Raw genomic sequence first — 13,012 nt, forward strand, 5'->3', positions numbered from 1 at the left:
ATGGTGTTCCTGCACTTTCTGGGAACCAAGCAGGAGCAAATGTTCCTTCTAATCCGCTAGGAGATATTAACCCTTCGGATATTGAGTCGATAGAAATCTTAAAAGATGGTGCAGCGACAGCTATTTATGGTTCTAGAGCCACAAATGGTGTCATTTTGATTACCACTAAAAAGGGAGCTAAGAATCAGCCTATGAAGGTTAATTTTGACATGCAATATGGTGTAACGAATCCTGTAAACCGTTTTGATTTATTAAATGCGGAGCAGTTTGTAGAAATTGCCAACGAAAAGGTTAAAAACGCCAATGGCACTACTACTCCAGCTGCTTTGGATGCAAATAACACCAATACCGATTGGCAGGATGTGATACTGAAACAAGGTACTGCTCAAAACTATAATTTGAGTTTTTCTGGTGGTATGGACAAAACCAATTACTACTTCTCTTTGGGATACAATAAGCAAGAAGGAGCGGTAGTTTCTAACGGTCAGACGAGATACAACTTCACGACAAATTTGGATCACAAATTTAACAAGTACGTATCTGTAGGAACAAAAATGCAAGCGGCTCGCACAGAAAATATGGGACTGAACTCAGGCTCGAATGCATTATCTGGTAACTTATCGGCAGCAGCTAGGATGTTCCCTAACGTGCCAATCTTTAGCGATACGCATTCTACAGGTTATAATATCTCTCCAGATGGTGCCGTATTAGGACAAGGTGCTAACACCAGAAACATTGATAATAATTACACAAATATTGCCTTTGTACTTGCTAACAATAAATTTAGCAATCAAATCGGCCGTGTACTTTCTACTAATTACCTTCAAATCAATCCATTCGATGGCTTGGTTTTAAAGTCGATGATCGGAGTAGATTACACAGATCTTCGTTCTTTTGCAGCTCAAGACCCGCGTCATGGCGACGGTCGTGGCTCGAAAGGAACGGTGAACCAAACGTCTAGAAACGTTACAAGATGGAACTGGCAAAATACAGCCAACTATATCAAAGATTTCGGATTAAACGCTCTTAGCTTAACTGCCGGTCTGGAATATCAGAAACAACAGGTATCCTCATTTACTTCAAGTGCTGCCAATTTCTCGGATAAATTTTTCCAAGGAGAGAACATCATTTCTGGAAGCTTTTCTGTTCCAGCGGTGTACGGTGGTGGTGTAAACTCAGGATTCGATTCTTATTTTGGACGTATTCAATACGATTACGACAATAAGTATTTCTTTACTTTTTCTGGTCGTAACGATGGATTGTCTGATTTACCAGCGGCAAGCCGTAGAGGTAACTTTTTTGGAGGATCATTGGCATACAAGGTTTCAAACGAGGATTTCTACAGAAAATCTAGTCTAGCAGACGTTGTTAATGACATTAAATTCAGAGCCAGCTACGCCCAAGTAGGAAACGTTTCTATTGGAGACTTTCCTTATTTAGGACTTTTTGGAGCTGCTCAGTATGGTTCACAAAATGGTGTAGGATTTACACAAGCAGGAAATTCTGAACTTAAATGGGAGTCTAGTACTCAAACCAACTTTGGTATAGATTTAGGCATTTTGGATAACAGAATTTTATTCAGTGCAGAATATTATAAAAATGATGTTTCGGATCTTATTCTTGCTGCTCCTACTGCTCCATCACTTGGAATTCCAAATAACTCGATTTCTAAAAACGTTGGGTCTTTGTATAATAAGGGTTACGAATTCAACCTTTCATTTGATGTGTTAAACAAAAATGATTTCTCTTGGGATATGAACTTAAACTATTCTACTCAAGAGAATAAAGTTACGGGTTTAAACAAAGGCTTGGATGGCAAAGACCAGCCAATTTACCCAAGTGCATATCATATTGTTAGAGTTGGCGATCCTGTCGCTTCTTTGTATGGCTACCAATCTGCCGGAGTGAATCCAGCAAACGGTTTCCCATTATTCTTGAAAGGAGATGGAAGTGTTGTTCAGCGTAATGTAAACAACGGAGCCTATTCGTTCTACGACGCTGCTAACCCAACGGTAACCACAAATACTACTGGTGCTTCTCTAGCTGCGGCAGATATTGCTGATGGTGGAGACAGAACGGTTTTAGGAAATACAAATCCTTTATATTTCGGTGGTTTCACTAACACGTTCAAATACAAAGGTGTTGATTTAGAGATTTTCACTCGTTTCTCTGGTGGAAACAAAATCATGAACGTAACTCGTCAGGAGACACTTTTAAACCAGGACTTCAATAATAACGGTGTAGAAATAATGGATCGTTGGAAGAGCGAAGGTCAGGTAACAGATGTTCCTAAAACGGTTCTTAACAATGGTAACATTATCAACTTGAATGGTAACGCTATCAGTCGTTTTGTTGAAAACGGAAGTTTTGTAAGAATTCAGAATATCGTTTTAGGCTATTCTATCCCTACTTCTATTTTGGATAAAGCTAATATTGGTATTCAGAGTGTACGTGTATATGGTCTTTTACAGAATGCCATCACTTTTACAAAATACTCTGGTCTTGACCCAGAATTGAACGCCAATGGAGATGTAAACCAGTCATTTGGTCTTGATTATAATACCAATCCACAGTTTAGAGCATTCACATTTGGTCTTAACGTGGGACTATAATTCATCAAAAAAATTAAAGAGATAAAAATGAAAATATCAAAATATAGCAAATACTTAGCCTTTGGGCTGCTATTCGCAGGTGCGTCGTGCGACGTGACCGATTTGGCACCGATTGATGCCTTATCTGAATCTACTGCTTTTCAAACTCCAGAGCGTATTGAATTAGTAGTTGCAGGTGTTTACGATGGAGCTCAATCAGGGTATTACACTGGAGGACTTAGTGCAGGTGTAGTAAGAGGGTATCCTTTCGGTGCTGCTCATTTACAGCAGGGCGATTGTCGTGGAGAAGATATGGTAAGCGTTGCCGCTTTCTATGGTGTTACTTACGATGGTACCTATGATGCAAACTCTCCTAATAATGGGTATTTCTGGCAGACCATTTACGCCATGATCAATCGTGCCAATGTGGCTATTGCTGGAGTTCAAGGGGCACCTATCGAGGGTTCTCTTACTCAGGAAGTTAAAAATGGCTATGAAGCGGAGTTAAAACTTCTTAGAGCTATGGGCCACTTTTATTTATTGGTAAACTATGCTCGCCCTTATGGCGATAACCCAACTGCTGCCGCTGGTGGAGTGGTATATCGTACCGAGCCTGTAGGCACTAGTACTGGACTTACTGCTGATGAAGCGGGTAAACTGGGAAGAAATACTGTTGCAGAGTGTTATGAGAAATTATTGGCTGATTTAGATTTTGCGGAAGCAAATCTTGCCGCTACGCATCCTAAGAACAAGATTACTCGTGCTACCAAAGGTGCTGCCATTGCTCTTAAAACAAGGGTAAGACTGCATCAAGGAAACTGGGCACAAGTAATTGCAGAGGCGAACAAGTTGATACCTGCATCTGGTGCCATCACGAGTCCAATTGGTGGATATCAGCTTACAGCTACGCCAATGGGAGCCTTTGGTGCAGCCAATAAAACCAATTTGGAGTCTATCTTATCGATGGAAAACAATGATGTGGACAATGCTGGCGTCAATGGTGCCGCTCCATCTATGTACTCTACTTCTGTTAGTGGTGGACGTGGGATTATAGGCATAAGCCCAGTGATTTGGAATCAATCTTTTTTTGCAGCTGACGACTATAGAAAGTCTAGCAATATGGTGGCTCAAGACGGAGCTACATCTCCCGGTCGTGGAGCTTATTTCACTAAGAAATACGCTGATGCTACTGCCCGTACCGATAATGCACCAATTATTCGTTATGCAGAAGTTATCTTAAATGCGGCTGAGGCTATGGCCCGTGCTTCTTCTGGTGTAGATGCCAGAGCCCTTGAGCTATTGAATACGGTAAGAAACAGAGCCTTACCAGAAGGTTCTGCGGCTAGGTATTCTGCTGCAAGTTTTACTTCTAAAAAGGAGTTGATAAAAGCGATTTTGAATGAGCGTAGAATTGAATTTTTGGCGGAAGGTATTCGTTGGATGGATATTCACAGATTGAGCACAGACACTGACTTTACAACCGGAGGAATTCCAGCAAAAGCCAGCCGTACGCTTACTTTTACGAATTTGTATACCAATGATGCGGCAACAACATTTACTATGCAAGCTGCCGTACCTTATTCAAATTTGAAATTCATATGGCCATTGCCAATTGAAGAAATTAATAATAACCCGACTTTGAAAAGCCAGCAAAACCCTGGTTACTAAAAGTTAAGAATTTATTAAATGCCTTTCCATGATATGGAAGGGCATTTTTTTTGTCCGATTGGGAGATGTCTGGTTTACCGGAACTGCTTATTATAAACCCGCTTTATGCATTAGGCAATCTTCCGATTTTATCGGGACTGTAGCTAAATTGCTTCAAATCAGTACACTTCGTCAAGCTCGGCACAGGCTACAGCCATTTTAACTCAATCACCATAGCCCATCGACATTAGCTCAGGGTAAACGCTCTGCCAATTTTCTTTAATTGTCTGATTTCTTGCACTTTAAAACTCATAACGATTCTCAAACGTATAATCCGTAAAAAAAGAACGTGCGTTAAAAACGCCAGCAAATCATAAATGTCAAAGTTTGCTAAGATAGCCTTTGTTATATTAAAAGGTTACACCATGGATGCCGCTGGAAACAATAATTTCATTAACAATTTTGTGGGTGCAGTTGCCAGATCATGACAAGCTATCTGTTTTCTAAAATATTCTGAATAAAAAAATGGTGCCATATTTTAATTCGTCTCAGACTGCCAATAACAAAATAGATATTTCAACGGAAAACTATTTTTTTTACATATCGTATATAAACTGACAGGGATTAAAAAAGAGGGAAGCCAAAATTCAGTATAAACAGTCTAAAACTTTATAACACATTATGATTCAACTATTAAAAGTATTTTGCTTACTCCATATCTGTTTACTTACTTCCTGTGCCTCAGACCAAGATTCCGGAAAAGACCCCATAGATTCTACCGACGGAAAAGTTGAAGTTTTTAACCAAAAACAATTTGATGATTATTGGTATTCCGGCAAAGCTGAACTGAATAGCTATGAGTTGAAACAATCTCGATATGGAGAAATCCGCGAAGGTGAAGTAGTATTGGTATTTGTGACAGAACCATTTTCATTAAGCAAACAAGTCAAACTAGATAATCCGAAAGATGCAGGAAAAGACATGGTCTCCGTGATGAAATTGAACCATGTTAGGAAGTTTACAACTGGTATTTATGATTACGCTATTGTTACCTCTAGTTTCACACCGGTTGATTTCAAAAAGTATCCACACACATTAAAGTTGAATACCAGCATTCAAGAATGGTGTGGACATACTTTCACACAGCTAAATCTCAAAGAAGAAAACTATCAGTTCAAACAGTTTTCTTACTTCGAAACGGATGGAGATACCGAAAAAAGTATACCAGTAGCCCTATTAGAAGAAGAACTAATGACGCGTATTCGTATAAATCAAGGACAACTACCTCTAGGAGAAATGGATTTGATTTTTTCTACTTTATATAGTCGTTTTGCCTACAAAGATCTGCAAGTCACCAAGGCTAAAATCAGTAAAACAGCATCTGACACATCTTCAAAATATAAAATTGAATACTTAGATTATGATAGGACTTTTACTATCGATGTGCAAAAAGAATTCCCATATAAAATATTGGGATGGACGGAAGACAATGGCGATGGATTGATAACGGAAGCTCACTTGAAAAAAAGTATGAAAGAGCCCTATTGGGAGCAAAAAAGTTTAGATGATGAAGCCAAGAGAAAAGAACTCCAATTGCTGAAGTAAAAGATTTAAAATATAAAATGCCTGTGGCGTTAGATATAATAACTGCTCTGCCTTATCACACTATAGATATTAAACCCGCTTTATGCATTAAAAAGTCTCTCGATTTTATCGGGACCGTAGCTAAATTGCTTTAAATCAGTACGTAAACTTAGTTAAGCTCAATCACCAGAACCCTTCGAAAAAAAGCTCAGGGTAAAATGCTATGCTTATCTCGTTTAAAGGTCTGATTTATTCCACTTTAAAACTCATTACAATCCTCCAATGCATAAACCGGGTTAAAAGAATTACACCCTAGTTATCAACGATTCGATTTTGAAGTTTCATTCCTTCAAAAAATGAATGCATATTTACGGCACGGAAGGCGTACCTCATTTTTTCGAGGTACTTTAAGCCTCAAGATTTCAGGATTTAAGATAATTATGAAGGCATCTAACATTAATAAGTATACACCGTTTCAACCTATAGCTTTAAAGGATCGAGAATGGCCAAATCGCACACTAACACAGGCTCCTATATGGTGTAGTGTAGATTTACGAGACGGTAATCAGGCACTTCCAGTGCCGATGAACATTGAACAAAAGGTCACCTTATTTAAGACTTTAGTGGCCATCGGATTTAAGGACATTGAAGTAGGCTTTCCGTCCGCTTCTGATACGGAATTCAATTTTTTAAGAACGCTTGTAGAAGAAAACCTCATTCCTGACGATGTTCGCATTCAGGTACTGGTTCAGGCCCGTGAACAACTTATTCGCAGGACTTTTGAAGCCTTAGATGGCGTAAAAAATGCCATCGTACATCTGTATAACTCCACTTCTAAACTGCAGCGTAAGGTCACTTTTGGTAACGCCACCAAAGAGGAAATTAAGGCTATTGCTGTGGATGGTACACTTTTGGTAAAATCACTTATCGGAGAATTGCCAAACACCAATATAACACTAGAATATTCGCCAGAAAGTTTCTCTGATACAGAAGAAGATTATGCCATAGAAGTATGCGAAGCCGTGATAGATAGCTGGCAGCCAACCCCTGAGCATAAAATAATACTCAATCTTCCGTCTACGGTAGAATGGAATTTGCCCAATACCTATGCAGACCAAATAGAATACTTCTGCCGAAAAATCAAAAACAGAGACTCCGTAGTTGTCAGTTTACATACCCATAATGACCGAGGTACGGGCATAGCGGCAACAGAGTTAGGTTTATTAGCAGGAGCCGACCGTGTGGAAGGCACCTTGTTTGGGAATGGCGAACGCACGGGCAATTTGGACTTGGTGACATTGGCTCTAAATATGAATAGCCATGGTATTCAAACTGGACTAGACTTCTCCAATATCGATGTCATAAAAAAAGTTTATGAAAAAAACACCGGCATGAACGTTCACAAGCGTCATCCCTACGCTGGTGAGTTGGTATTTACAGCCTTTAGCGGAAGCCATCAAGATGCCATAAAGAAAGGAATGGACCTGAGAGGAGAAGATGAAATTAAATGGGAAGTGCCATACCTAACTATTGACCCAATAGACATAGGTCGTAGTTATGAAGCCATTATTAGAATTAATAGTCAAAGTGGCAAAGGTGGCGTGGCGTATATATTAAAGAGAGAATTTGATTACGATGTGCCTAAGAAAATGCATCCTGAAGTGGGCTTGCATATCAATGGCCTAGCAGATCAATATGGCAGGGAATTGACCTTCCAAGAAATCCAGACAGAGTTTCTAAAAGAATTTGTTAACCGCAAAGATGTTCTTGAATTGAAGAAATATGATATTCAGGAATTGACAGATACCGAAGTTCAATTGTTTATAACACTTACCCATCAGGGAAAAGAAATGACATTGGAAGGGAAAGGAAACGGCCCAATTAATGCGGTGGTTTATGCCATGCAGCAGCAAGGATGGAAGGATTTCCACGTAGATCAATATCGTTCGCATTCCATAGGACATAGCTCTGCTTCTGTTTCGGTTTCTTACGTACAGCTCTCCATGAAGTCTGATCCAACCATAAAGTTTTGGGGTTGCGGTGAGCACACGAGCATTCGTAGATCTGGCGTGTACGCCCTAATATCGGCATATAACAGAGCTCAGATTCTGATGAAGAAATAGAGATTGGTTTTACTGAGTACTACGTCTCTCATGATGTTGGCACGATTTCGACAAGCTCCGTTACCTTGTTAAAAAAATGTCATGTAAATTCTATTTAATGATGAAACTTGTAAAATAAACTTAGGCTTAAACCCAATTTATTCATTAGAAAATCTCCCGATTTTATCGGGACCATAGATAAATTGCTTCAATTCATCAACTTTAAAGGGACAGAATAAAAGCTTAAAGAATAATTGTGCTTCATTTCAACGATTCGCTACATACCAAATGGCAGTCCCATTACTAACCCAATTCACTATTTATACGTGCAAAATTTAAAAACCCATTATCACCCTGAGGTAACTACTTTAGAGCATAAATCCGTTTTTACACGCTTAGCAACAAGGAGTATTGCCATTCAAGGGAATTCCATTCTACTACTTTATACCGAAAGATATGAAGACTACAGTCTTCCAGGAGGTGGCTTAGATCTGGGCGAAGATAAAATAGAAGGAATGATGCGTGAACTTAGCGAAGAAACTGGAGCCAAAAACATTAGGAATATTAAACCCTTTGGTGTTTACGAAGAATATAGGCCTTGGCACAAGCCAGATTTCGATGTTCAGCATATGATTTCTTATTGCTATACCTGCGAAATCAACCCCGAGTTGGGCGAATCAAACTTGGAGCTTTACGAGACAAAAAATGGTATGAAAGCCATCTGGATTAATATTCATGAAGCCATCAATCACAATAAAAAGACCATGGCTACAAGTGCCAAAAAGGGCATGTCTATTGAACGAGAAACCTTTTTGCTCATGCTTATTGCGGAAAGAATTGGCTAGCTAAAACGATTCACGGCAGAGCCAATCATTCACTTCCGTTATATAAAAATCGCTTTAGAATATTTAAAGTAATGGCCGATTTACGGCTAAGCTTCTGTATATTAAACCTTTGCAACAGATGAATGAAAACCATGTCAAAGATTAGAAAATCATCCATTGAGATAGATAAAGAAGCGTTTAGGAAAATCGGGCATCAACTGATAGATGATATTGCCGACTTCCTTTCTTCCATTGATAAAAAACCTGTTACGCCAAACGAAAGTCCTCTTCAGCTCCAAAAACTATTGGGTAATGCCTCCCTACCTGAAAATGGCAGCCCAGTAAGTGAGCTTGTTTCAAAAGCGACATCATTGCTGTTTGAGCATTCCCTTTTTAATGGTCATCCTAAATTCCTAGGCTACATCACGTCCTCTCCTGCCCCACTTGGAGCCTTAGCCGATCTATTAGCCGCTGCCGTAAATCCGAATGTCGGAGCTCATATATTAAGCCCAATGGCCACGGAAATAGAGAAACAGACCGTGCAGTGGTTGGCGGAGTTTATTGGTGTTTCTCCTAGCTATGGTGGCATATTGGTCAGTGGTGGAAACATGGCAAATTTCACAGCTTTTTTAGCAGCTAGAACGGCCAAAGCTCCTAAAAGTATCAAAGAGGAAGGATTAAGCGGTTTACCTAAAAAACTAACTGTTTATTGTTCTAAAAGTACGCATACTTGGGTAGAGAAGGCCGCTATATTATTTGGTTTAGGGACTAAATCTATCCGTTGGATACCCACAGATGACTGCAACAAGATGAACAATGCCGTGCTAGAAGAAACCATCAAAAAGGACATAGAAAATGACTTTCAACCCATCATGGTGATTGGAACTGCGGGTGATGTCAGTACGGGCGTGGTAGATGATCTCATGGGCATTTCCACCATTTGTAAAAATTATGATTTATGGTTTCACATTGATGGTGCCTACGGCGTTCCTGCAGCGGTGCTTCCTGCATTTCAAAAGGTTTTTAAAGGCTTGTCTGAAGCCGATTCAATCGCACTAGACCCACATAAATGGTTATATAGTCCACTGGAAGCTGGATGTACTTTGGTTAAAAATCCACAGCATTTAATAGACACCTACAGTTCACACCCAGCGTATTATAATTTCACAATATATGAAGAAGAAAATGCTCAGAACTTTTACGAATATGGGCTACAAAACTCTCGTGGTTTCAGGGCGTTAAAGGTATGGTTAACCTTACAGCAAGTAGGCAGAAAAGGTTACGAAGAATTAATTGGTGAAGATATTGAGCTATCTAAATATTTATTTCAACTTGCCAAAAGTCATCCGTCATTAGAGGCTATGACTCAAAATCTAAGTATCACTACCTTTAGGTACATCCCTGATGGAGATTTGGATTTAGAAAATGACTATTTAAATAAGCTCAATGAAATCCTTTTAAATGTTTTACAAACAGGTGGCGAGGTATTTCTTTCGAATGCCATAGTGAATGAAAAATATTGTTTGAGGGCGTGCATTGTCAATTTCAGAACTTCAGAAGATGATATAAAGGAAATAATAGAAATCGTTGTAAGAGAGGGCCGAAATGCTCATCTGAAAATGAAAAAGGGTTCGAAGGTTTAAACCCGCTTTATTCATTAGAAAGTCTCCCGATTTTATCGGAACCGTAGCTAAATTGCTACAAATCAGTTTACTTCGTCAAGCTCAGCACAGGCTACACCCATTTAAACTCAAACACCAGAACCATTAGCTCAGGGTAAACCGCTATGTTAATCTCGTTTAAATGTCTGATTTATTACACTTTAGCTACTCATAACAATTCTCCAAGGCATAAACTGGGTTAAACGAGCTATGACCTGAAATCGTTTTGCAACTCACATAAATCACTTAGATTAGCGGAATCGATAAACAGGCTATGCCTATGTTAACCCTATTCAACCTTTGTGCCTAATGAGCAAAAAACGAGCTAAAGCATTGCATAAAATGAGCAAAAAAACAGCTTTGCTGATTATGTTTTTCATCCTTGGAATCGTTTTAATATTTCACATTCTGATCTTTTTTGAGCAAATATCATATGATAAAGTTTGGTCAGGAAAGCTTGATTCCGTAGAGGAAATGAAATCTTTTGAAATATTCTCAATACTCCTGAATATTTTCATGATGACTATTTTTTTCTTAAAGTACAAACTACTTATAAGAGCAACCTCCAATCGGGTAATTGATATTCTTATCTGGATTTTTGCGGTGCTTTTTGCTCTCAACACCCTGGGCAATCTGTTTGCACAAAGTATTATAGAATTAATTCTTGGAACCTTTTTGACATTGATTTCATGTATATTATGTATCATCATTGTTAAATCAAAAGCTCCTTAGATGAGACCTAAAATTTTAAGGAGAAGGCCCGCTTCATGTTCTAAAAGGCCGCATCATTCATGTGTCTTCTTATTGAAGCGAGGAAACAGGTTAGGACTTTTTAATAGGATACCGAGGTTTCAGAAGTATAGGAATCGTAATTATCACCAGAAACTTATACAAACATGTTTGAAATCATTTTTCACCATTAATAAATCACGTAGATTGGCCACGACAATAAGCAGGATATGCTTAACGTCAACGATATCCAATCTTATGTGCCACAAGTTCTCAAGCACAGAATTATTAATAAATGTTCAAACACCAAGGTAAAAGCCGAACTTTTAAGCATAATCTCCAACTGGCCACGGTCTTATCTTTAGTAGCAGGAATAGTCAATATCTGTGGATTCTTGTCTATACAACAACTTACCACCAATGTCACAGGGCATTTTGCCTTATTAATATACGATGTCGCTAATTCCCAATTTTTGAAAGCTGCTACCTATTTTGGATATATTTTTTCATTCTTTATTGGGTCCTTCACTTCCAGTTTTCTAATAGAGAGCTTTCTTGAAAATAAACGACTTAATGTATATGTTATTCCTACCTTCATAGAGTGTATTGTGCTACTGTTGGTGGTGCTGATGGGTTACACCAACAAACTAGAATATCCTAATGTTATCGCCTGTTTACTACTTTTTGCCATGGGGCTTCAGAATTCTTTTGTAACCAAAATATCAAAAGCCGTGGTTCGAACAACGCACCTTACAGGGCTTTTCACTGACCTAGGGATAGAACTCTCGCAGCTTCTTTTCCCAAAACGTTACCCACTGAGAAAAAAAATAAAGACTACTATTAAACTAAGGATTTACATCATCACGTCTTTTTTTATTGGAGGTTTATCTGGTGCTTACTTATTCATTGAATTAGACCTTAAACTAAAGACACTCATCATTGCCATACTTATTTTGTTATTCGTTGTCTTTTATGATGATTTCAAATATAGAATCTTAATAACCAAAAGGAAATTTACCCAAAAGACTAGCTAAGTAATTGTTTATAAATACAGTGCACCACAAATCACTGGCTTAGTCATAGATACTTTTTGATGATCGAAAGGAATACTTTAACCCGCTTTATTAGAAAACCTCCCGATTTTATCGGGACCGTAGCTAAATTGCATCCTATCGGCAAGCTCAGGGTAAACTGCTATGCTAATCTCGTTGAAATGTCTGATTTATTCCACTTTAAAACTCATTATGATACTCCAATGCATAAACCGGGTTTAATAAAGTTAATTGTGAGAAGTATAATTTTACTTGCCCTAATCTTTTTTGCAAGGGTACCATCAATAAATGCACAGACATTATCGTATAGCATCACAGCTAATAATACGCACCTCGGTCAGATTACCGTAAAAAAAAGTCTAGAAAATGATTTGATTAAAATTGAAGTCCACAGCGAAGTAAATGTTAAAATATTAATCGACATTGATTTGACCTATAAGCTCACTGCTTATTATAACAACGGTGAATTGGTGTCCAGTTCGGTTTCAACCTTTGTAAACGGAAAATTGCATTCTTCTAGCGTCACTGAAAAAATCAATGGCATTTACTCCGTGACAAAAGATGGCGAACTATCCAAATTCGAGAAAGACATTAACTACTCTGGAGCCATGTTATATTGGGATCAACCTGATAATGTTTCCAAAGTTTATTCTGAAATCGACAACATCGAGAAGCCTATAAAAAAAATAGGAACTGGGCAGTATCAGCTTACGGAGCCGAAAAGTAAACGCACGAGTGATTACTTTTATAGTAAAGGAACCTTGAACAGAGCAGTCATTCAACATAGGTTAATGACTTTTGAGCTGAACAAGAAGTAATGCGT

9 protein-coding genes are annotated in these 13,012 nt (G+C 38.5%); all 9 read left to right on the top strand.

Features of this window, described 5'->3' with window-relative positions; genetic code table 11:
• A partial coding sequence (locus tag ACTBZY_RS14340; protein WP_463047027.1) for a SusC/RagA family TonB-linked outer membrane protein occupies positions 1-2,612 on the top strand: 2,612 nt, incomplete at its 5' end.
• A gap of 27 nt (positions 2,613-2,639) precedes the next feature.
• Entirely contained in the window at positions 2,640-4,259 is a 1,620-nt protein-coding gene (locus tag ACTBZY_RS14345; protein ID WP_463047028.1) for a RagB/SusD family nutrient uptake outer membrane protein, read from the top strand.
• 660 nt (positions 4,260-4,919) lie between these two features.
• Positions 4,920-5,843, top strand: a complete 924-nt coding sequence (locus ACTBZY_RS14350; protein WP_463047029.1) for a hypothetical protein — start codon at positions 4,920-4,922, stop codon at positions 5,841-5,843.
• A gap of 419 nt (positions 5,844-6,262) precedes the next feature.
• Positions 6,263-7,945: a 2-isopropylmalate synthase gene (leuA, locus tag ACTBZY_RS14355; protein WP_463047030.1), complete on the top strand. Its 1,683-nt coding sequence runs from the start codon at positions 6,263-6,265 to the stop codon at positions 7,943-7,945.
• A 305-nt stretch (positions 7,946-8,250) separates the two neighbouring features.
• Positions 8,251-8,769 (top strand): NUDIX hydrolase, encoded by a 519-nt coding sequence (locus ACTBZY_RS14360; RefSeq protein WP_463047031.1) that lies wholly within the window; start codon positions 8,251-8,253, stop codon positions 8,767-8,769.
• 131 nt (positions 8,770-8,900) lie between these two features.
• Positions 8,901-10,391 carry a pyridoxal phosphate-dependent decarboxylase family protein gene (locus tag ACTBZY_RS14365; RefSeq protein WP_463047032.1) on the top strand — a complete coding sequence of 497 codons (1,491 nt, stop codon included), beginning with the start codon at positions 8,901-8,903 and terminating at the stop codon, positions 10,389-10,391.
• Positions 10,392-10,751: 360 nt separating this feature from the next.
• Positions 10,752-11,141, top strand: a complete 390-nt coding sequence (locus ACTBZY_RS14370) for a hypothetical protein (protein ID WP_463047033.1) — start codon at positions 10,752-10,754, stop codon at positions 11,139-11,141.
• 292 nt (positions 11,142-11,433) lie between these two features.
• Positions 11,434-12,171, top strand: coding sequence for a YoaK family protein (locus ACTBZY_RS14375; RefSeq protein WP_463047034.1), 738 nt, complete (start codon positions 11,434-11,436; stop codon positions 12,169-12,171).
• Positions 12,172-12,422: 251 nt separating this feature from the next.
• Positions 12,423-13,007 carry a DUF6134 family protein gene (locus tag ACTBZY_RS14380; RefSeq protein ID WP_463047035.1) on the top strand — a complete coding sequence of 195 codons (585 nt, stop codon included), beginning with the start codon at positions 12,423-12,425 and terminating at the stop codon, positions 13,005-13,007.
• Positions 13,008-13,012: the final 5 nt, after the last annotated feature.

The organism is Arcticibacterium sp. (assembly GCF_055134445.1).

Bases quoted from the DNA above. Each gene is read 5' to 3' on its own strand.
- ACTBZY_RS14375 (WP_463047034.1), top strand. From the start codon at position 11,434: ATGTTCAAACACCAAGGTAAAAGCCGAACTTTTAAGCATAATCTCCAA.
- ACTBZY_RS14350 (WP_463047029.1), top strand. From the start codon at position 4,920: ATGATTCAACTATTAAAAGTATTTTGCTTACTCCATATCTGTTTACTT.
- ACTBZY_RS14345 (WP_463047028.1), top strand. From the start codon at position 2,640: ATGAAAATATCAAAATATAGCAAATACTTAGCCTTTGGGCTGCTATTC.
- leuA (WP_463047030.1), top strand. From the start codon at position 6,263: ATGAAGGCATCTAACATTAATAAGTATACACCGTTTCAACCTATAGCT.
- ACTBZY_RS14365 (WP_463047032.1), top strand. From the start codon at position 8,901: ATGTCAAAGATTAGAAAATCATCCATTGAGATAGATAAAGAAGCGTTT.
- ACTBZY_RS14370 (WP_463047033.1), top strand. From the start codon at position 10,752: ATGAGCAAAAAAACAGCTTTGCTGATTATGTTTTTCATCCTTGGAATC.